This is a genomic window from Stenotrophomonas sp. OVS01A (assembly GCF_019969775.1).
Lineage (GTDB): Bacteria > Pseudomonadota > Gammaproteobacteria > Xanthomonadales > Xanthomonadaceae > Stenotrophomonas > Stenotrophomonas indicatrix.
In genome coordinates this window covers 169,888-190,337 of the sequence record NZ_JAHXYV010000003.1, presented here as the reverse complement: position 1 = coordinate 190,337, position 20,450 = coordinate 169,888, and the positions used below count along the sequence as shown (strand labels likewise).

Here is a 20,450-nt window from a genome sequence, read left to right as displayed (position 1 = left end):
GTCCGGAGCTTGACCATGTCCCCGTTGCAGACCCTGCTTGCCTCCCACCGCGCCGGCCACAACGTCGGCCTGTACAGCGTCTGCTGCAGCAACGAACAGGTGCTGCGCGCGGCCATGCACGTGGCGTTGGCGCACGATACCGTGCTGCTGATCGAAGCCACCTCCAACCAGGTCGACCAGTTCGGCGGCTACACCGGCATGACCCCGCCGCAGTACCGCGACTACGTCGGCACCCTGGCCGATGAGGAAGGCTTCCCGCGCGAGCGCTTGATCCTCGGCGGTGACCACCTTGGCCCGAACGCCTGGCAGAAGCGCCCGGCCGCCGAAGCGATGACCCATGCGCGCGTGCTGATCGAGGCCTACGTCGCCGCTGGTTTCCACAAGATCCACCTGGACTGCAGCATGTCCTGCGCCGATGACCCGGTGCCGCTGCCCGATGCCATCGTTGCTGCACGTTCGGCCGAGCTGGCCGAGATCGCCGAGCGCACCGCCGCCGAGCACGGCCTGCCGCCGCCGGTCTATGTCATCGGTACCGAAGTGCCGATTCCCGGTGGCGAAGCCTCGCTGGCCGGTGGCCTGCAGGTGACCACCCCGGCCGCCGCTGCGCAGACCCTGGCCATCCACCGGCAGGCCTTCGACACCCCGCTGCTGCGCGATGCATGGCAGCGTGTGCTGGCCATGGTGGTGCAGCCGGGCGTGGACTTCGACCACAGCAGCGTGCACGAGTACGACGCGGCCGCCGCCAGCGAGCTGGCCGACTTCCTCGAACAGCAGCCGCGCATCGTGTTCGAAGCGCATTCGACCGACTACCAGCGCGAAAGCGGCCTGCATGCCCTGGTGCGCGACCATTTCGCCATCCTCAAGGTCGGCCCCGCGGCCACCTTCGCCTACCGCGAAGCGTTGTTCGCACTCGCTGCCATCGAAGCCGAGCTGCTGCCGGCCGCGCAGTGCTCGCGCCTGCCGCAGGTGCTGGACGAGGTGATGGTGGCGCAGCCGAAGTCCTGGCAGTCGTACTACCAGGGCGACGAAGCGACCCTGCGCCTGCTGCGCAGCTATTCCTTCAGCGACCGCTGCCGCTACTACTGGGGCGAGCCGGCGCTGGTGCAGGCCGTGCACACCCTGTTCGCCAACCTGGAACAGCACGCGCCGCCGCTGGTGCTGCTCAGCCAGTACCTGCCCGAGCAGTGCCGCGCCGTGCGCGAGGGCACCCTGGCCAATACGCCTACCGCGCTGGTGCAGCATCGCATCGGCCTGTGCCTGGGCGAATACGCCCGCGCCTGCAGCGCCAACCAGGCTGGAACCCGCAAGCACAACGCAAGTCCGGCTGCCGCCGATCTTGCGAACGGCTAATCTCTACCTTTCCCTGCGAAACCGAGAATGGCCATGCGCAACACCCGCTCCCGCCGGCAACAGATCCTGCAGCTGCTGATCGAGCACGGCTCGGTGCAGGTGGCCGATCTGGTCGAGCGCTTCGGCGTGTCGGCGGTGACCATCCGTGCCGACCTGACCCACTTCGAATCGCAGGGGCTGGCCACGCGTACCCACGGCGGTGCCACCCTGGTGCGTACACCGCCGCAGGAACAGGACATCCACGAAAAGGATGCGCTGAACCTGCCGCTGAAGGACTCCATCGGCACGGCGGCCGCGCGCCTGGTGCAGGCCGGTGACAACATCATCATCGACTCCGGCTCCACCACGATGACCCTGGCCCGCCACCTGCGCGAACACCGCGATGTGACGGTGATGACCAACGGCCTGAACATCGCCTGGGAACTGGCCAACGCCGCCGGCATCACCGTGTTGCTGACCGGCGGACTGCTGCGCCAGCAATCGCTGTCGCTGCAGGGCAGCCAGGCCGAAGCCAGTCTCAACTCCTACAGTTTCGACACGCTGTTCCTGGGCGTGGATGGCCTGGACCTGCAGTTCGGCCTGACCACCCACGACGAAGCCGAAGCCCGCCTCAACCACCGCATGGTCGAACGCGCGCGGCGCATCGTGGTGCTCACCGACGCCTCCAAATTCGGACGCGTCAGCCTGCACCGCATCGCCCGCCTCGATCAGATCCACGCCATCATCACCGACGCCGGCATCGACGACGCGACCCGCGAGGGGCTGCAGCGGCTGGGCATCGAAGTGATCATCGCCGAGCCCCCCGCATGACCGATATCCGCTCCCTGCACGGCCGCATCCTCACCCCGTTGGGCTGGCGTCGCGGCCAGGTCCAGTTCGATTCACACGTGCGTCAGCTGCGGGTAGATGACCACAGCGGCGGCGATGACCCGCAACAGTCGGTGATCCTGCCCGGCTTCATCGACCTGCACGTGCATGGCGCGGCCGGCGTCGACCTGATGCAGGGCGGCGACGTGGCCCGCACCATCGCCCGCACCCATGCGCGCTTTGGTACCACCACGCTGCTGGCGACCACCATGACCGCTGGCCTGGACGAGATCGAATACGCGCTGCAGGGCGTTGCGGCAACGATGGCAACGCCCGATGCCGATGCCGCCTGCATCGCCGGCGTGCACCTGGAAGGCCCCTTCATCAGCCCGCAGCGGCTGGGCGCACAACCCAACCGTACGATCGAGGCGACGATGGCGCTGGTGCGGCAGCTGCACGCGCTGGCACCGATCCGGGTGATGACGCTGGCGCCGGAGATCGGCGAGCACACCGCACTGATCCCCGCGCTGTCCGCACTCGGCATCCGCGTGCAGCTCGGCCACAGTGCCGGCACCTACGAGGAAGGCGTGGCCGCATTGCAGGCCGGCGCTTCCGGTTTCACCCATCTGTTCAACGGCATGACCGGCGTCGACCACTACCGGCCGGGCATCGCCGCCGCTGCCCTGGCGCATGCGCAGTACGCCGAGATCATTCCCGACCTGCAGCACATCCATCCCGGCGTGATCCGTCTGGCCGCACGCGCGATTCCGCGCCTGTATGCGGTAACCGACGCGACGGCCGCCACCGGCATGCCCGATGGCGAGTACGCACTGGGCGAGCAGCGCGTACACAAGTGCGGCGGCTGCGTGCGCCTGGCCACCGGCTCGCTGGCCGGCAGCGCGCTGACCATGGACCAGGCGCTGCGCAACCTGGTGCAGGTGGGTCTGGATCTGGCTGACGCATCGCAGCGCGTGTCCACCTTCCCGGCCGATTACCTGGGCTTGAGCGATCGCGGCCGCATTGCGCCCGACGCTCGCGCCGACCTGGTGGTGCTGGATGCGGAACTGCGCCTGCAGCAGGTCGTGGTGGGCGGTCGATTGATCGATCTGGACTGACACACGCCATGCGGCCCGGATGCCGCACTCAAGGCGCGCAAGCGCATTGCATCAGCCACGCACCATCCCGTTAGTCCAGGAACGAGCCGATGACCGCAGCCACTGCACCTGCCGTACCCGCTTCCACCGCCCCGCGCTGGCCCGTACGTTACCTGCTCTTCATCGGCGGCCTCGGTGGCCTGCTGTACGGCATCGACATCGGCATCATCGCCGGTGCCCTGCCCTATCTTGAAGCCACCGCCAGCCACGCCTGGCAGCTCAGCAGCCAGCAGCTCGGCTTCGTCGTCGCCGCGGTGCTGCTGGGCAGCGTGCTGTCCTCGCTGTTCGCCGGCATGATCGCCGACCTCATCGGCCGCCGTGGCGCGATGCTGCTGGCCGGCGTGCTGTTCACCGCCAGCATCCCGATCATGGCGCTGGCGTCGGGTTACACCCCGCTGCTGCTGGGGCGCCTGCTGCAGGGTGTCAGCGGCGGCCTGATCGGCGTGGTCATTCCCCTGTACCTGGCCGAAGTGCTCAGCCCGGAACGACGCGGCCGCGGCGCGGCGATGTTCCAGCTGCTGCTGACCGTCGGCCTGGTGCTGGCCGCGTTGATCGGCCTGTACCACGCCCATGCCGTGGACGCTGCCGCAGAGTCGGTGCGCTCGCTGCCGGTCGCGCAGCAGGCGCAGGAGCTGTTCACGGTGAAGGACCACGCCTGGCGCACCATCTTCTGGACTTGCCTGGCACCGGGCCTGCTGTTCTGCGCCGGCATCTTCTGGCTGTCCGAATCACCGCGCTGGCTGGTGCGTCGTGGCCGCATCGATGATGCGCGCCGCAGCCTGCAGCGCGTGCTGCCCGCTGCCGACGTCGAGCCCACCCTGGCGCAGATCCAGGCTCCGGAATCGAGCAGCAGCAGCGGCAAGCGTGACCCGCTGCTCAGCCGCCGCTACGTGGTGCCGTTCGTGTTGGCCTGCGTGGTGCTGGCCTGCACCCAGGCCACCGGCATCAACTCGGTGCTGGCCTATGCGGTCAACATCCTCAACCAGGCAGGCCTGTCCGGCTCGGTGGCCAACGGCGCCGACGTGGCGATCAAACTGCTCAACGCGGTGATGACCGTCGCCGCGCTGCTGCTGGTCGACCGCAAGGGTCGCAAGTTCCTGCTGATGCTGGGCAGCGGTGGCATCTGCGTGGCCCTGCTGGCCGCAGCAACGCTGTTCTTCCAGGCCGAACGGGGCCGCGCCGACGTGCAGCCGCACCTGCAGGCCGCAGTGAGCGGCGATGGCCTGCAACTGGTACTGGATGACGCGCAGTGGCAGCGGCTTGCCGGTGGCGTCGACCGCGAGGGCCGGCCGCTGCAGCTGACCGTGTCCTACGCCTATGGCGACTTCACCAACGTGCGCGCGCTGCGCAGCGACAACCTGACCGACCGCGAGCTGCGCATCGAGCGCGCCGGCACCGTGCAACCGGACAGCGTCATCGGCGCGTTCTTCCGCACGTTGCACCTCAATCCGTTCGCCGACCCGGCCAGTGCCGCGCAGGCACCGCTGCGCATCGAGCAAGCCCGTATCGGCCCGATTCCGCCGCCCGCGCATGGCTGGGCCGTCGCTGCCTGCATCCTGGTATTCGTGGCGTTCTTCGCAGTTGGCCCAGGCGTGTGCGTGTGGCTGGCGCTGTCCGAGTTGATGCCCAACCGCATCCGCTCCAACGGCATGAGCATCGCGCTGCTGATCAACCAGTTCGTGTCCACCACCATTGCCGCCATCTTCCTGCCGACGGTGGGGCACTACGGCTACGCCAGCATGTTCCTGTTCTGGGCGGGCTGCACGTTCGTGTTCTTCTTGGTGGCCGCATTCTGGCTGCCGGAAACCAAGGGGCGCTCGCTGGAAGAGATCGAAGCCGGGTTTGCAGGAAAGCAGCGCTGATTCAGCGCTGCTGTGGCGGCGCAGGGCCGCCGTGCACGATGTAGCGCGCCATGTCGTGCACTTCGGCCACGCTTATGTTGGTACCGGCCACCTGCATGGACTCGCCAAAAGGGCCCGCTATGGTGGCCACGGACAGCACGTGGTCATCGACGGTAAGCGCCACCTGCTTGCCCACCAGGGCCTCGGTCGCGTGCAGCAACCGGCCGGCGGACTCCTTGCGGAACGTCAGTTCCAGTACGGGCTGGTGCGCGGCGTCCAACGCCGCTCGCACGTCGACGATATCGGCACTGGTGAGCATCGGCGGCGCTTTCACGGCGATGCTGCGCCCTTGCCACTGCAGGGTAGCGCGACCATCGGGATCGACCTCACGCATCTGCACCTGCACCCCCTCCCGCGGCGGATGCCGGGTCTCCGCCGGAAGCACTCGGTTGCAGCCCGCCAGCAGCAACACCGCGAGGCCGCCGCCGAGCAGCGCCCATCTGTTCCAGGCCCGCATCAGCGCAGCTTCCTCAGCTTGAACGCCACCAGCACCTGCAGCACGCCGTACAGCAGGCTGCCGATGCCGATCCACAACGTGGTTACCGCTACGCCGGCATACGGATTGGCCGCGAACAGCAGGCCCAGCACGATGGCCAGCACACCGCTGAGAATCAGCAACCACTCACCCTGGATCTGCCTGCGCACGCGGATGGCGAAGACGATGCGATAGATGCCTGCCACCAGCAGCCATGCCGCCAGGAACAGCACCAGCACGCTGGCGGTGGCCAGTGGATTGATCACCGCCAGGATGCCGAAGCCCAGCGAGGCGACCACATACAGCAGCAGCCAGCCACGCGAGGCGCCACTACCACCGGTAATCAACGCCAACAGGCTGATGACGCCTTCCACGATCGCCATCACACCCAGCGTCCACGCCAGCGCGATGGCCGCTGACATCGGCCAGCCGATCGCGATGATGCCGAAGCCCAGCGCGACCAGACCGTACAGCAGCAGGATCCACCAGCTGCGTCCAACGGCCGACAACAAGGGAGACAGAGGGGAATTCATGACCACTCCTTCGATCCGGGTTCGCGAACATCCTAGACCTACGGAATGAAAGGTGCGATCACGGCACCCGCGCACAGACCCATGCCCGCACATCTTCAGCCCCCACCAGCCGCAGCGTCTCGGCGACTTCCAGCACGGTGCTGCCGGTGGTCATCACGTCGTCGACGATCGTCAGCCGCGCAGGGACGGCACCGCGCACATCGAAGGCGTCGAACAGGTTGTCGCGGCGCTGCTCGGCGCTGCGTTCGGACTGCGGCGCGGTGTGGCGGCGACGGTACAGCCCGCGACACCTCGGCAACTGCAGCAGGCGACACAGTTCGGCGGCCTGGTCATAGCCACGCTGACGCAGTCGCTTGCGGTGCAGTGGCACGGGTACCAGCGGCGCGCACGACCATGGTGGCGGGTTGCGCAGCATCAACTGCGCAAGCAGGCGTCCGGCAGCCAGGTCCTGGTGGAATTTGTAGCGGACCAGCAGTTGATCGATCGGCGGCAGGTACAGCAGGCTGGCGTGGGTAGCGGTCTGCGGCGGCGGCTCGTCACGGCAGGTGCCGCAGATGGGCAGGGCGTCGTCCGGTAGCGGCAGCGCGCAGCGAAGGCAGGCGCGACCCGCCCACGGCAGGTCGGCGAGGCAGGCGACGCAGAGGTCGAGGGTGTCGTGACCGCGCTCGCTGCAGACCAGGCAGCGCAGGGGCAGCAACAGGCGAAAGGCGGCCTGCAACGGTTCACCAAGGACAGAAGGCAGTGGGAGGCGCATGCCGCAGCATCGCCCTGCAAGCGCAGGCTGCCCATCGGTGAAGGGGCTGCCTGCATGTCAGTACAGGGAGCGTTGGCCGATGGGGGCTGCACCTTGCCAGGCCGTAGACCTGCATCGCACCTGCTACCGCGCGCTTCCATCCACATACGGCCGGAACTGCAGAACCAGTACTGGCCGATCCTGCGCCAGCTATCATCAGGATGGGCGCAGTCGCCCTGGATGGACCTCTACTGCATGGACGGACTGACGCTGGTCAAGGCAACTGCGCAGGACGCAGATGTGGTCTTCAGATTGATGCAGCTGTACTACTTCGAAGCCTCTGCCTGGAGTGGTGAGGAGATCCTTGCCGATGGTCTCTACGACTGCGCACTTGCCGATGTCCGGGCCCGCCTGCAGGAAGAGCCGGAGTGGACCCGTCTGCTCTGGCTCGATGGCCAGCTGTGCGGATTCGTCCAGGTGGATGAAGTCGAGTTCCAGGGGCGGCGCCTGCCAGAGTTGGCCGATCTGTTCATCCTTCCAAGGCATCGGGGCAAAGGCATCGCGTCCGCAGTGGTCGCAGAGCTTGTGCGGCCAACGGCGGGAGAATGGCTGCTGGCCACATTCCGCAAGGATCATGTGGCGCACGCATTCTGGGAACGGAATCTTGCAAGGATGGGCATGGCGTGCAGCATCCCAGCCGGGTCAGAAGGAACAGACTTCCGCTTGTTCCTGATCAGGGCGATATGACGATGGGGAGCCCCCCAGCTCCCCGGTCAGCACTCGCCCGCGCCAGGATGGCCAATAGGACGGTGCAACCACGCAAGGGCTTGCCCTGCTCCTGGCGGCGGCAGCCCAAGGCTGGACGTGGCTGGCTTGGGCTCACCGGGGGTCAGCCGCACGCAGCGGATCGACCACCGTGAATTCCCCTCAAAACTCGATCCCGTTGGCTGCACGCTGGCAGGCAGGCAGTCCCAGCGCGATACGCGTTCGCCCGACCGTGGCCGCGATCTCCTGTTCAAAGCCAGCCCCTGACTCCAGGCAATGCAGCAGCCCGACAACCCTCTGCTTCAGCTCAACGGCCCATGGCACGTCATTTGGATCGGCGATCACTTCTGTAAACAGCAACCCACTGCGTTCGACCTCACCCGCCAACCCCGCCAACACCGCCGAGTGGTACGTGTTCCATAGCGTGGGCGATGCATTGGCAGTGGTCCACGCCAGCGCGTGGGCGATCGAGGGGAAGCGATCGCGCAGCGCAACGACTTCCTGCGCTGCACGCCTGGCCAGCATCGTGGCCTCCGCCGAGAACTGCTCCTCGTCGATGAATTCGTGGAAGGTTCCCACTCTGTGCCCGGCGTCGAATGAAAGGAAGTCCTTCTCATGCCAGAGCCAGCACGCTCCAACATTCAGATAGCTTCCCTTCCGTCCCGAAGAGGGCTGGAATTCAACCACGCCGATCCACCATACCTGGTCGTCAATCCAGATTCTGGAGCGTCCCTTCTGCACGCAGCCCAGAGGGCGCAGCACCGTTCTGGCAGCAGCGTTGATCATTCGAGAGTGCTGAGCGGTCGACATCGAAGGCATCCTTGCGCTTGCGAACGTTCGCGGAATCGTACTGGAAGGAACGTCGGCCAGCACCATTGAATCGGCGAAGAACCCGCCCACTCGTCCCTTCAACATTGCTGGTCGTCCGCTTCATACGAAAGCGCAGAGACGTTGGTGAAACCAGAAAGGGGGCCGGCTGCGGGCACCGCGCACAGGAGTGCGGTGGTGTGCGCAGCGTGACACTTCCGCAAACGACACTGGAAGCGGGTGAATCAATGATCCTGCCGATTCACTCCATCATGCGCTCTCGCCAACGGCGCTTCTCCACGGTCCGGATGTTGGGCTGCGCGCGCAGTACATCCAGATATCGAGAAAGATGAAGCAATTCATCGTCGCAACCATCACCAGTGAACTCCCGCACCTGTATCAGATTTCCGTAGTTCTTGGCGTACTTGCTGGGAGTGTCGTCAATGCCGATCATCTGCTCCAGCGCAAAGCCTAGACGTTTCAGTTTGGCCAGGCGCTTCTGGCTGGTGTAGCCACCGGTCTCCCAATCACGCGCAGTACTGCAACGCTGGGACGACCACAGGAACTCCAGCGTGCGCCCTGGCATCAACCATGCCACCAGTGGCTCGGCATACAGACTGCCGGAAGATGTCCACACCCCTACGCTGAAGTGCGCGAATGCGAAATCCAGGAAGTCGTCAACGTAGGGCCGCTTGTAGACGTGATAGCCCACCACTTGAGTGTCAGCAGGACGGTGCAACTGACGCGCACTGGCATGAACCAGCGTTTCATCGAGATCGAGCACCAGGAGCTTTCGGTCAGTTGTGGGCATGCTTCCGGTCTGGTCTCGTTCCACGCTCAGCGGCATCGATAAAGTAAAAGTACTCGACAAGGTAGCGGCTGGGTCCGCCGCCTTTCAACAACATACCCCACAGCGTCAGCAGCATGCTGGACGCCCTGGGCCTACCCACACTGGTGGCGAGATGCCTGGTGGCAGCCCGGCTGGGGGACTGGTTGCCTAGGCTGAGATACCCGTCCGCTGCTTGACAGGCTGCCGGGATGTCCGGACCCTTCGCGGCATGACAATCGACGTCGAACACCTGAGCCTGCGCGAACTGAACGCCCTTGTGACTGCTGCCGAGCAGCGGAGGGCGCTGGTTGCCAGCCGCCGCCCCGTGGCCGTTGTCCGTCGCAAGCTGATCGCCTTCGCCGCGCAGTGCGGCTACACGATTGAAGAGCTGATCGGGGCCGCGCCCGCCGAGGCCGCTGCACCGGTCCGCAAACCTGCCACACGGCGCAAGGCGGGCAAGGTGGCGGCCAAGTACCGCGACCCGGACAACAAGCGCAATACGTGGTCGGGCCGCGGCCGGATGCCGCGCTGGCTTGCCGAAAAGACCAAGCATGGCCGCAGCCCTGCCGATTTCCTGATTCCCGGGCTGGGCCGGTCCGACGTTCGAAAGTCCAGCGCGATCGGGCAGAGAACCGTCTTCAAGCAGAGCTGAGCCGGCGCACTTCGCTGTAGCGCATGCGCGACAGGTCGCCGGCAGCCTGCAGCGCGCCACGCTCGACCAGCTTGCGCACACGCCCTGCGTAGAACACATCTGGAATTCCCGGCGGACGTTCGGGATCCAACGACATCGCCGTGCCCACGATATAGGCGACTTTGCGGAACTGACCGTCACAGTGGGAAAGCAGCTGCTGATCGATCCGCGCGACGTCCTCCTCGGTCAGCGCTGCGATGCGGTGCCGCTGTTCGTTGGTGAGGTGCGCATCGCAGTCCGGCGCGTCGTCAGTGTCAGCCAGCCGGCCATTTACAGCCAGCAGGCGGACCAGCACGAAGAAGCCAAAGTCTGCCAACTCCGCTTCGGACAGGCCTACCGGGTCGGCAAGCATGCCTGGTGGATAGTCCTTGAACGTAACGAACGTGCGGTGCTGCCACATACCGGCGGTGTCCGATTTCCGCAGGTCATCCATTACCACGCGCAAGCCTCCATCGGGCAGATCAGCCAGGCTGCACAGCACAGCGTTGCGAAGGGTTGCGGCGTTCTTGTGCGTGTCCATGCCGATTCTCACGTTCCATGCGTAGCGGCGAACTTAGCACCGCTGCAACTGACCCGGGCGACGACTTCCTGTAAACCACTATTTTATATTAATAGTTGACAGCGTTCCCAACCCCACCCAGACTGCGCCCTCGCTCCAGCCCTTCCAAGGTCCCGCCATGGCAACCGCCATCCGCCACGACTGGCACCACGACGAACTGCAGGCGCTGTTCGACCTGCCTTTCCCGGAACTGCTGTTCCGCGCCGCCGCCGTCCACCGCGAGCACTTCGACCCGGCCCAGGTGCAGGTCTCCACGCTGTTGTCGGTGAAGACCGGTGGCTGCCCGGAAGACTGCGCGTACTGCCCGCAGGCGCAGCGCTACAGCACCGGGGTCAACGCACAGAAGCTGATGGACACCGATGCGGTGCTGGCCAAGGCCCGCCAAGCCAAAGCGGCCGGTGCCTCGCGTTTCTGCATGGGTGCAGCGTGGCGTTCGCCGAAGGACCGCGACATCCCCAAGGTGGCGGCAATGATCGCCGGGGTGAAAGCGCTGGGCCTGGAAACCTGCGCCACGCTGGGCATGCTCGGTGGCGAGCAGGCGCGCGCGTTGAAGGACGCCGGCCTGGACTACTACAACCACAACCTCGATACCGCGCCGGACTACTACGAGTCGATCATCCACACCCGGCAGTACCAGGATCGCCTGGATACGCTGGGCCATGTGCGCGATGCGGGGTTGAAGACCTGCTGCGGCGGCATCGTTGGCATGGGTGAAACACGCGCGCAGCGGGTCGGCCTGCTGCTGGCGCTGGCCACCTTGCCGGCGCATCCCGATTCGGTGCCGATCAACAAGCTGGTGCAGGTGGCCGGCACGCCGCTGCATGGCAGTGCCGAGCTGGACCCGTTCGAGTTCGTGCGCATGATCGCCGTGGCCCGCATCGCCATGCCCCGTTCGATGGTGCGGCTGTCGGCCGGCCGCGAGGCGATGAGTGATGAGCTGCAGGCGCTGTGCTTCCTGGCCGGCGCCAACTCCATCTTCCATGGCGACAAGCTGCTGACCACCGGCAACCCGGAGAGCGAGCGCGACATGGCCCTGTTCACACGCCTGGGCCTGCAGCCGATGGCGGTGCAGGTGGACGCCGACGGTCATGACCATGGCGGCACCGTGCATGCCGATATCAGCGCCGATGGCCCCGGCTGCGGCTGCGCCCACGCGGCCTGAGCCGGCGGCCAAGCAGGCGTCGCGGCAACGCGCTACCCTAGCCGCCCCGTCGCCGCATCCAGCCGCCATGGCACGCCCCGACCTGACCGCCCGCCTCCAAGCCCAGCGCGCGTTGCGCGATGCACAAGGCCGTCGCCGCCCGCGGCGCACGGTCACCCGTCGCGATGGCGTGCGCCTGGAAGTCGATGGGCGCTGGCTGACCGGCTTCTGCAGCAACGATTACCTGGGCCTGGCCCAGCAGTTCAGCGTGGTCAACGCACTGCAGGATGCCGCCGCGCGCGAAGGTGCCGGTGCCGGTGCTTCGCACCTGGTCTGCGGCCACCACGCGCTGCACGACGCATTGGAACGCGAAGTGGCCGAGTGGCTCGGTTACCCGCGTGCCTTGCTGTTCGGCAGTGGCTTCACCGCCAACCTGGCCGTGCAGCAGGCGCTGCTGGGCGAAGAGAACGATGTCTGCGTGCAGGACAAGCTCAACCACGCCAGTCTGCTCGATGCCACCCGGCTGGCCGGCGCGCGCCTGCGCCGCTACCCGCACCTGGACGCGGAAGGTGCGATGCGCCAACTCAAGCATGCGCCCGATGGCGCAGCGATGCTGGCTACCGACGGTGTCTTCAGCATGGATGGCGATGTCGCGCCGCTGCGTGCGCTGTCGCTGGTCGCGCGCCTGCAGCAGGCGCTGTTCTACGTGGACGATGCGCATGGCGTGGGCGTGCTCGGCGATGGTCGTGGCGCGGTCGCCACCGCCGGCCTGGGCGTGGACGATGTGCCGCTGCAGCTGGTCACCCTGGGCAAGGCGCTCGGCGGTTCCGGCGCGCTGGTGCTCGGCCGCGAAGACCTGATCGAGCACCTGGCCGAAACCGCACGCCCCTACATCTACACCACCGCCATGGCGCCGGCGCTGGCGGCATCCGCATTGGAAGCGGTGCGCCTGGCCCGCCGCGATCATTGGCGGCGGGCGAAGCTGGCCGATCTGATTGCCCTGTTCCGCAGCGAAGCGCGACGTCATGGGCTGGATCTGATGGCATCGGAAACGCCGATCCAGCCGCTGTTGTGTGGCGACGACCACACTGCCATGGCGATGTCGCAGGCGCTGGAGCAGGCCGGCTGGCTGGTCGGCGCGATCCGCCCACCGACCGTGCCGGAAGGCAAGGCGCGCCTGCGCGTCACCTTGTCCGCGCTGCACACCACTGAGCAGGTACGCGGCCTGGTCGAAGCCATCGCCGTTGCACGCGACCGCGTGGCCTTTGCCGCGCGTGAAGTGCTGCCGCCGTCGTTGCCGGCGCTGGCCTGAGTGATCGTGTAGTTCCCCATGCATATTGAAGTGACCGGCCATGGGCCGGACCTGGTACTGATCCACGGCTGGGCCCTGCAGGGCGGCGTGTTTGCGCCGCTGGTGCAGCGCTTGGCCGATCGATTCACGCTGCATCTGGTCGACCTGCCCGGCCATGGCCACAGCCGCGACGACAGCACCCCGCTGCGCCTGCCGTTCGTGGTCAATGCCATTGCCGCGGCCACGCCGCCAGCGGTGTGGTGCGGTTGGTCACTGGGCGGTCTGTTCGCGCTGCACGCGGCGGCCACGCTGCCGAAGGTGCGCGGTCTGGCGATGATCGCCGCCACGCCGCGCTTCGTGCGCGGTGATGACTGGCCGCATGCGGTGGAGCCATCGGTATTCGAGCAGTTCGGTCGTGACCTTGCGCAGGACTTCAGTGGCACCCTGGAACGTTTCCTGGCACTGGACGTGATGGGTTCGGCGCATGCCCGCGAGGAACTGCGCACCCTGCGGCAGCGCCTGGTCGAACGCGGAGCGCCCACCGAACGCGCACTGCACGAGGGCCTGCAGCTGCTGGAGAACACCGACCTGCGCGGTGCCCTCCCCGCACTGGGCAAGCCCAGCCTGTGGATTGCCGGCCAGCGTGACCGTCTGGTCTCGCCGGCGGCGATGCAGGCCGCTGCCGCGCTGGCGCCCGGGGGGCAGTCGTTGACCGTGGGTCATGGCGGCCACGCCCCCTTCCTCGGCCACGCCGATGACGTTGCAGCCGCCCTGCAACACTTCGTTGCCGGCCTGTCACCGGCCGATGGCGGACAATGAGCCTTCCTAAGCTTGTGCAGGACTGACGCATGGATCTGGGCATTTCCGGCCGCTGGGCACTGGTCTGCGGCGCCAGCAAGGGGCTTGGCCTGGGCTGCGCGCGCGCATTGGTGCGCGAAGGCGTGAACGTGGTCATCGTCGCCCGCGGTGACGCTGCGCTGCAGGCCGCGGCTGAAGAACTGCGTACGCTGCCCGGTGCCGCTGAAGTGCGTGCGATCGCCGCCGACGTCACCACCGAGGCGGGCCGCGCCCAGGCGCTGGCCGCCTGCCCGCAGGTCGACATCCTGGTGACCAACGCCGGCGGCCCGCCGCCGGGCGACTTCCGCACGTTCGAGCGCGACGACTGGATCGCCGCGCTGGACGCCAACATGCTGGCGCCGATCGCGCTGATCCGCGCCACCGTGGACGCGATGATCGAGCGCGGCTTCGGCCGCATCGTCAACATCACCTCGTCATCGGTGAAGGCACCCATCGACGCGCTGGCGCTGTCCAACGGCGCGCGCAGCGGCCTGACCGGCTTCGTCGCCGGGCTGGCGCGGCGCACCGTCGTCCACAACGTCACGATCAACAATCTGCTGCCCGGCCAGTTCGATACCGACCGCCTGCGCGCCAACTTCGCCCACGCCGCCGGCCAGGACGGGGACGTGCAGGCGGTGGCCGAACGCCGCCGCCAGCAGATTCCCGCCGGCCGCTTCGGCACGCCGGACGAATTCGGCGCCGCCTGCGCCTTCCTGTGCAGTGCACAGGCCGGTTACCTCACCGGGCAGAACCTGCTGATCGACGGCGGCGCCTACCCCGGTACGTTCTAAGAGACTTCTGCAATGCCGTCCCACTTCGATGCCCGCCATGTCCGCCGCGCCTTCGCCCGCGCCGCCACCAGCTACGACGCTGCCGCCGCCCTGCAGCGCGAGGTGCAGTCGCGGCTGCTGGAATCGCTGGACTACCTGGAGGCACGCAAGCCGGAGGTGGTGCTGGATATCGGTGCCGGCACCGGCCATGCCAGTGCGCTGATGAAGAAGCGCTGGCCGAAGGCGCAGGTGATCGCGCTGGACGTGGCACTGCCGATGCTCGACCAGGCCAAGCGCCAGGCCGGCTGGTGGAAGCCGTTCCAACGCCTGGCCGCCGATGCCACGGCGCTGCCGTTGGCCGACAACAGCGTCGATGTGATCTTCAGCAACCTGTGCCTGCAGTGGGTGGACGACCTGCCGGCGGTGTTCGCCGGTTTCCGCCGCGTGCTCAAGCCCGGTGGGTTGCTGGTGTGTTCGACGTTCGGGCCGGAAACGCTGGTCGAGCTCAACGAGGCCTTCGCCGCCGCCGACGACCGCCCGCACGTGAGCCGCTTCGCGCAGATCGCCCAGTTCGGCGATGCGCTGATGATGGCCGGCTTCCGTGATCCGGTTCTGGACCGCGACCTGTTCACCCTGACCTACGACGACCTGCCCTCGTTGATGCGCGAGCTGCGCGCGATGGGCGCGACCAACGCACGGGTCGATCGCCGCCATACGTTGACCGGCCGGGGGCGGTTCGCGGCGGCAGCGGCGGCGTACGAACCGATGCGCCGTGCCGATGGCAAGCTGCCCAGCAGCTGGGAAGTGATCTACGCCCATGCCTGGGCGCCGGATCCGGGCGCGCCGATCCGCGAAGGTGGGCATGACATTGCTTCCGTGCCGGTGTCGGCGATCCCGATCCGGCGCAAGCAGACCTGATTCGAAGGCGCCGCCGGGCATGGCCCGGCGCTACCAGCCGACCTTGATCGGCGCTGTGCTTCCCGTGCCGACCAAGGTCGGCAACTACCAAAAGCAGGTCCCGGCCAGGCGCGCGTTATGGGTAGCGCCGGGCCATGCCCGGCGAGCGCAGCGGCAGCCGCTCAGGTATTGGCCGGTGAACTCAACGGCGGCCGTACCAGGTCGCGGTGGAAGAAGTAGATCTCCTGCACCAGGAAGCGCCAGCTGGTATGGAAGCTGCGGAAGCGCGTGCTCGGCGTGGACGAGGCCAACGCCTGGATGCCCAGCGCCTTGCTCAGGCGCAGCGCGCGCGCCATGTGCAGCGGGTCGCTGACGATGATCACCGAATGCAGCTTGCGCTGGTCCATCAGCCGCTTGGCCTCGACCAGGTTCTGCACGGTATTGCGCGAGGCGGTCTCGATGAGGATCGCCTCATCGGGAATGCCGTGCTTGAGCGCATAGCGCCGGGCCACCTGCGATTCCGAGAAGCGCGCACCGGTGCCGCCGTAGCCTCCGGTAAAGATCAGCAGTGGCGCGTAGCCGGCGTCGTACAGATCCAGGCCGTGGCGGATGCGCTCTTCAAACACCGGCGAGGGCTTGGCATCGTAGGCCGCCGCACCCAGCACGATGATCGCGTCCGCCTTGGCCGCCTGGTCGCGCTCGCCGACCCAGACGATCCAGGCGGTCACGCCCAGCAGCCAGATCACCAGCAGTACGAACAACCGCCACACCCAACCGAGCAGGCCGGTACGTTCGCGATGGCGGCCGCGGCTCATGGCGCTCCCCAACGCAGGGCAGGCAGATCGACATTGCCGCCGGACAGCACCAGTCCAACGCGCAGGCCGGCGAAGCGCGCAGGCTGCGCAAGCACCGCTGCCAGCACGATCGCCGAGGACGGCTCGACCACCTGCTTGAGCACGTCCCACAGCAGGCGCATCGCCGCCACGGTGGCGGCATCGTCAACCACGATGACCTCGGCGCCCGCGGCCTGCAGCAGCGCGAAGTTGGGTGCGCCGATCAGCGTGCGCAGTCCGTCGCAGATCGTGTCCGGGGTAAATGCCTCCTGGCGCTTGCCGGTCGCCAGCGAACGGGCGGTGTCGTCGGCACCGGCCGGCTCGGCCAGCACCAGCCGCGTGCCCGGGCTGGCGTGCTGCAGGGCCAACGCAGTGCCACTGGCCAGGCCACCACCGCCCACCGGCACCACCAGCACGTCGAACGGCCCCTCGCTGTGCAGCAGCTCCAGCGCGGCCGTGCCCTGCCCGGCGATCACCGCGGGGTTGGTGTACGGATGGACCAGAGTGGCGCCGGTATCGGCCTGCACCTTGGCGCAGGTGGCCTCACGGTCGGCAATGGTGGCCGGGCAGCGCCAGAGGGTGGCGCCATGCCGGGCGATATTGGCCAGCTTGGCGGCCACGGCCCCTTCCGGCACCACCACATGGCAGGGAATGCCCCGTGTGCGGGCAGCCAGCGCCAAAGCGGCACCGTGATTGCCGGAGGAATGGGTCACCACACCGGCACCGGCGTGGTCGGCGTCCAGCGACCACACCGCATTGCACGCACCGCGGAACTTGAACGCGCCGCCGCGCTGCAGGTGCTCGGCCTTGAACGCCAGTTGCGCACCGGCCAACGCATCCAGCGTGCGCGAGCGCAGCACCGGGGTCACGCTGGCATGGGGCGCGATCCGCGCGGCGGCGGCGAGGACGTCATCAGCGCGGGGCAACAGTGAATCGCTCATGACGCAAGATTAACGTATGGCCCCGCGCTGGCGAGGGCGCCATCGGTCATGCCAGCATGCATGCCTACACCGCCATTCATCCTGGCCGGCGGAATTAAGGGCTGATTCAACGCCGGCGGCTGAAGCTGCCTGCATACCCGTCCTCTGGGGGGACCCATCATGAAAACGCGCCTGATGCTTGCCGGTGGCCTGCTGCTGGCCCTGACCGGTTGCACCACCTATGACTATGTCGGTGGCCGCGGCGGTGGCTACTACCACGGTGCGCCGTCGGTGGAGTACCGCTACCCCTATGGCTACCCGGCCGACTACGGCTATCCGTATTACGGCGGCGGTGGCTATTACGGCTATGGCGGCCCGTACTACCAGCGGCCGATCTACCGCCCGCCGCACCACAACCACCGCCCGCCACCGCGTCCCGGCAACGGCGGCGAAAACCGCCCGCCACCGCCGCCGCGCCAGAACAATGGCGGCTCGCCCTGGCGCAACATGGATTCGATGCGTCGACCGCCGCAGCCTGCACAGCGGGTCGAGCGCCCCTCGCCGCCGCCGCAGGCGCGTCCGGCTCCGGCTCCGCGTGCGCCGAGGATGAACAGTTCCCCCTGGCGTGCCATGGATCGTGAGAGATAGCGCACAGTTGACGCTTGTTCCATCTTGCATTTCACACGGTCCAAGCCTCAATCTACGCAGGTGGTGACGGCCAGCGTCACAAAGTGACAAAAGCGTTAAGGGCCCGTCCCAAACAGCTCTACGTCGATATCCGACAGGAACATCTGGATCCCCCCTGTTCCGGCCCTGTCGGATGTCGGCACCTTTAAAGACGAACGGCCCCGCACTGCGGGGCCGTTTGTTGTTTGGGACACCAGGGCGCGCGGGCAGTAGATCCACGCCATGCGTGGATGCCGCGTTCCCAGCCGCCCCAAAAAACAGGGCCGGACAGTCCCCCGACTGCCGGCCCCTCTGCTTCCCCACCGTGCGCCTGTACCGGCCCCTGTTCCAATTCCGGTCACCAGCGCCTGCGGCGCCAGCCACGGTGGGTGCTATTGGGTTATCTGCAAAAATCCTGCCAACTTTAGGGTTGATTTCGACGCCGGCCGGCCGGCGCCAACGTCCCTGCCCCGATTGGCGCTAAAATCGCCACCCCGGCGCCGTCTCCGGCTGCGCCTGCCCCTTGCTGAACAGCTCCCATGATCGATTCCTTCCATCGTTACGACGTCATCGTCATCGGCGGTGGCCACGCCGGCACCGAGGCCGCGCTGGCTGCGGCCCGTACCGGCGTGCGCACCCTGTTGCTGACCCACAACATCGAAACGGTGGGAGCGATGAGCTGCAACCCGGCCATCGGTGGCATCGGCAAGGGCCATCTGGTCAAGGAAATCGACGCCCTCGGCGGTGCGATGGCGCATGCCGCCGACCGCGCCGGCATCCAGTGGCGCACCCTCAACGCCTCGAAGGGCCCGGCCGTGCGCGCCACCCGCTGCCAGGCCGACCGCAACCTGTACCGCATGGCGATCCGCGCCATCGTCGAGGGCCAGGCCAACCTGACCGTGTTCCAGGCGGCGGTGGATGACCTGGTCATCGAGGGCGACCACGTGCGCGGGGTCATCACCCAGACCGGCCTGCGTTTCGATGCCGAGGCCGTGGTGCTGACCGCCGGCACCTTCCTGGCCGGCAAGATCCACGTCGGCCCGACCCAGTACGCAGCCGGCCGCATGGGCGATCCGCCTGCCACCACGCTGGCCGCACGCCTGCGCGAGCGGCCGTTCCAGGTGGACCGCCTGAAGACCGGCACGCCACCGCGCATCGACGGCCGTTCGCTGGACTACAGCGTGATGGACGAGCAGCCCGGCGACACGCCGCGCCCGGTGATGTCCTTCCTCGGCTCGGTGGATGAGCATCCGCAGCAGGTCAGCTGCTGGATCACCCACACCAGCGAGCAGACCCACCAGATCATCCGCGACGCCCTGCACCGTTCGCCGCTGTACAGCGGCCAGATCGAAGGCATCGGCCCGCGCTACTGCCCCTCCATCGAGGACAAGGTGGTGCGCTTTGCCGAGAAGGCCAGCCACCAGATCTTCGTCGAGCCCGAAGGCCTGGGCATCGTCGAGATCTATCCCAACGGCATTTCCACCTCGCTGCCGTTCGACGTGCAGCTGGAGATGGTGCGCAGCATCCGTGGTTTCCAGAACGCGCACATCACCCGCCCCGGCTATGCCATCGAGTACGACTTCTTCGATCCACGCGGGCTGAAGGCCTCGCTGGAAACCAAGCTGGTCAACGGCCTGTTCTTTGCCGGCCAGATCAACGGCACCACCGGTTATGAGGAGGCTGCCGCACAGGGCCTGCTGGCCGGCCTCAACGCCGCTCGCCAGGTGCGTGGCCTCGAGGGCTGGTGCCCGCGTCGCGACGAAGCCTACCTCGGCGTGCTGGTGGATGACCTGATCACCCACGGCACCAACGAGCCGTACCGCATGTTCACCAGCCGCGCCGAGTACCGCCTGCAGCTGCGCGAAGACAACGCCGACCAGCGCCTGACCCCGGCCGGCCGCGACATGGGCCTGGTCGATGATCGTCGCTGGCGTGCCTTCGAAACCAAGCAGGCTGCCGTGGCCGCCGAGCGCACGCGCCTGGGTGCGCTGTGGGCCACGCCGGCCAATGCGCTGGGCCGCGAAGTGCAGGAAACGCTGGGCGTGGCGGTCAGCCGCGAAACCAACGTGCTGGACCTGATCAAGCGCCCGGAACTGGATTACGCGCAACTGATGCGGGTGCCCTCGCTCGGCCCGGCCGTGGCCGATGGCAAGGTGGCCGAACAGGTGGAGATCGGGGTGAAGTACGCCGGTTACCTGGATCGCCAGCGCGAGGAGATCGAGCGCCAGCAGCGCCATGAAGCAACGCCGATTGCCGGCGATTTCGACTACGCCATCGTGCGCGGGCTGTCGGCCGAAGCGCTGCAGAAGCTCGAGCGTGTGCGTCCGCAGACCATCGGCCAGGCCCAGCGCATTCCGGGCATGACCCCGGCGGCGATCTCGCTGCTGCTGGTGCACCTGGAGCGCGCACGGCGCGGACGCGTGGCATGAAAAAACGGTAGTGCCGGCCGCTGGCCGGCAACCCGATACACCTTCGACAGAACCTCTGCGGG

21 protein-coding genes are annotated in these 20,450 nt (G+C 67.4%); 13 read left to right on the top strand and 8 right to left on the bottom strand.

The window, feature by feature from the left end:
* Positions 1 to 15: 15 nt before the first annotated feature.
* The 4 genes from LC407_RS13735 (at position 16) to LC407_RS13720 (ending at position 5,173) form a co-directional block, all read left to right on the top strand.
* Positions 16 to 1,350: a D-tagatose-bisphosphate aldolase, class II, non-catalytic subunit gene (locus LC407_RS13735; RefSeq protein ID WP_223483012.1), complete on the top strand. Its 1,335-nt coding sequence runs from the start codon at positions 16 to 18 to the stop codon at positions 1,348 to 1,350.
* 33 nt (positions 1,351 to 1,383) lie between these two features.
* Positions 1,384 to 2,160: a DeoR family transcriptional regulator gene (locus LC407_RS13730; RefSeq protein WP_032976943.1), complete on the top strand. Its 777-nt coding sequence runs from the start codon at positions 1,384 to 1,386 to the stop codon at positions 2,158 to 2,160.
* Positions 2,157 to 3,272: an N-acetylglucosamine-6-phosphate deacetylase gene (gene nagA, locus LC407_RS13725; protein WP_223483011.1), complete on the top strand. Its 1,116-nt coding sequence runs from the start codon at positions 2,157 to 2,159 to the stop codon at positions 3,270 to 3,272. Before LC407_RS13730 ends, nagA begins: the two co-directional genes overlap by 4 nt.
* An 89-nt stretch (positions 3,273 to 3,361) precedes the next feature.
* On the top strand, positions 3,362 to 5,173 hold the full coding sequence (locus LC407_RS13720; protein ID WP_088101831.1) for an MFS transporter: 1,812 nt from the start codon (positions 3,362 to 3,364) through the stop codon (positions 5,171 to 5,173).
* Between the two features lies 1 nt (position 5,174).
* On the opposite strand, the gene LC407_RS13715 is transcribed toward LC407_RS13720, so the two are convergent.
* Genes LC407_RS13715 through LC407_RS13705 form a run of 3 tightly spaced genes read right to left on the bottom strand, consistent with a single transcriptional unit; the run spans position 5,175 to position 6,974 of the window.
* On the bottom strand, positions 5,175 to 5,669 hold the full coding sequence (locus tag LC407_RS13715) for a hypothetical protein (protein WP_223483010.1): 495 nt from the start codon (positions 5,667 to 5,669) through the stop codon (positions 5,175 to 5,177).
* Positions 5,669 to 6,220, bottom strand: coding sequence for an HdeD family acid-resistance protein (locus LC407_RS13710; RefSeq protein ID WP_025877483.1), 552 nt, complete (start codon positions 6,218 to 6,220; stop codon positions 5,669 to 5,671). The genes LC407_RS13715 and LC407_RS13710 overlap by 1 nt, the downstream gene beginning before the upstream one ends.
* A gap of 58 nt (positions 6,221 to 6,278) precedes the next feature.
* A complete protein-coding gene (locus tag LC407_RS13705; protein ID WP_223483009.1) occupies positions 6,279 to 6,974 on the bottom strand; it encodes a ComF family protein in 696 nt (231 codons plus the stop codon).
* Between the two features lie 234 nt (positions 6,975 to 7,208).
* On the opposite strand from LC407_RS13705, the gene LC407_RS13700 reads away from it, so the two are divergent.
* The gene (locus tag LC407_RS13700; RefSeq protein ID WP_189487025.1) at positions 7,209 to 7,700 is read left to right on the top strand and encodes a GNAT family N-acetyltransferase; all 492 of its coding nucleotides are present in this window, start codon (positions 7,209 to 7,211) and stop codon (positions 7,698 to 7,700) included.
* Positions 7,701 to 7,880: 180 nt separating this feature from the next.
* On the opposite strand, the gene LC407_RS13695 is transcribed toward LC407_RS13700, so the two are convergent.
* Both LC407_RS13695 and LC407_RS13690 read right to left on the bottom strand, forming a co-directional pair.
* Positions 7,881 to 8,528, bottom strand: coding sequence for a hypothetical protein (locus tag LC407_RS13695; protein ID WP_223483008.1), 648 nt, complete (start codon positions 8,526 to 8,528; stop codon positions 7,881 to 7,883).
* Between the two features lie 259 nt (positions 8,529 to 8,787).
* Positions 8,788 to 9,309 carry an HAD family hydrolase gene (locus tag LC407_RS13690; protein ID WP_167552096.1) on the bottom strand — a complete coding sequence of 174 codons (522 nt, stop codon included), beginning with the start codon at positions 9,307 to 9,309 and terminating at the stop codon, positions 8,788 to 8,790.
* A gap of 274 nt (positions 9,310 to 9,583) precedes the next feature.
* Between LC407_RS13690 and LC407_RS13685 the strand changes: the two genes are divergently transcribed.
* Positions 9,584 to 10,006, top strand: a complete 423-nt coding sequence (locus LC407_RS13685; RefSeq protein WP_032976866.1) for an H-NS histone family protein — start codon at positions 9,584 to 9,586, stop codon at positions 10,004 to 10,006.
* Here the strand turns inward: LC407_RS13685 and LC407_RS13680 are convergent.
* Positions 9,993 to 10,565 (bottom strand): DUF3658 domain-containing protein, encoded by a 573-nt coding sequence (locus LC407_RS13680; RefSeq protein ID WP_032952018.1) that lies wholly within the window; start codon positions 10,563 to 10,565, stop codon positions 9,993 to 9,995. The genes LC407_RS13685 and LC407_RS13680 overlap by 14 nt on opposite strands.
* A gap of 157 nt (positions 10,566 to 10,722) precedes the next feature.
* Between LC407_RS13680 and bioB the strand changes: the two genes are divergently transcribed.
* From bioB to bioC, 5 genes are all read left to right on the top strand, one after another.
* Positions 10,723 to 11,766 (top strand): biotin synthase BioB, encoded by a 1,044-nt coding sequence (bioB, locus tag LC407_RS13675; RefSeq protein WP_223483007.1) that lies wholly within the window; start codon positions 10,723 to 10,725, stop codon positions 11,764 to 11,766.
* A gap of 67 nt (positions 11,767 to 11,833) precedes the next feature.
* Positions 11,834 to 13,057 (top strand): 8-amino-7-oxononanoate synthase, encoded by a 1,224-nt coding sequence (gene bioF, locus LC407_RS13670; RefSeq protein ID WP_059065509.1) that lies wholly within the window; start codon positions 11,834 to 11,836, stop codon positions 13,055 to 13,057.
* Positions 13,058 to 13,075: 18 nt separating this feature from the next.
* Positions 13,076 to 13,855, top strand: a complete 780-nt coding sequence (gene bioH / locus LC407_RS13665; protein WP_059065511.1) for a pimeloyl-ACP methyl ester esterase BioH — start codon at positions 13,076 to 13,078, stop codon at positions 13,853 to 13,855.
* A gap of 29 nt (positions 13,856 to 13,884) precedes the next feature.
* Complete coding sequence (locus tag LC407_RS13660) at positions 13,885 to 14,664, top strand: SDR family oxidoreductase (RefSeq protein WP_033832482.1); 780 nt, start codon at positions 13,885 to 13,887, stop codon at positions 14,662 to 14,664.
* A 12-nt stretch (positions 14,665 to 14,676) separates the two neighbouring features.
* On the top strand, positions 14,677 to 15,561 hold the full coding sequence (gene bioC / locus LC407_RS13655; protein WP_025877501.1) for a malonyl-ACP O-methyltransferase BioC: 885 nt from the start codon (positions 14,677 to 14,679) through the stop codon (positions 15,559 to 15,561).
* Positions 15,562 to 15,722: 161 nt separating this feature from the next.
* Here bioC and LC407_RS13650 read toward each other — a convergent pair whose 3' ends face one another.
* Together LC407_RS13650 and LC407_RS13645 are read right to left on the bottom strand one after the other, a co-directional pair.
* Positions 15,723 to 16,355, bottom strand: coding sequence for a YdcF family protein (locus LC407_RS13650; protein ID WP_025877503.1), 633 nt, complete (start codon positions 16,353 to 16,355; stop codon positions 15,723 to 15,725).
* A complete protein-coding gene (locus LC407_RS13645; protein WP_025877505.1) occupies positions 16,352 to 17,314 on the bottom strand; it encodes a pyridoxal-phosphate dependent enzyme in 963 nt (320 codons plus the stop codon). Before LC407_RS13645 ends, LC407_RS13650 begins: the two co-directional genes overlap by 4 nt.
* A 159-nt stretch (positions 17,315 to 17,473) precedes the next feature.
* Here LC407_RS13645 and LC407_RS13640 point away from each other — a divergent pair, with 159 nt between their 5' ends.
* Both LC407_RS13640 and mnmG read left to right on the top strand, forming a co-directional pair.
* Positions 17,474 to 17,941, top strand: a complete 468-nt coding sequence (locus tag LC407_RS13640) for a hypothetical protein (protein ID WP_032952020.1) — start codon at positions 17,474 to 17,476, stop codon at positions 17,939 to 17,941.
* A gap of 557 nt (positions 17,942 to 18,498) precedes the next feature.
* A complete protein-coding gene (mnmG, locus tag LC407_RS13635) occupies positions 18,499 to 20,388 on the top strand; it encodes a tRNA uridine-5-carboxymethylaminomethyl(34) synthesis enzyme MnmG (protein ID WP_080149610.1) in 1,890 nt (629 codons plus the stop codon).
* The last annotated feature ends 62 nt before the right edge of the window (positions 20,389 to 20,450 follow it).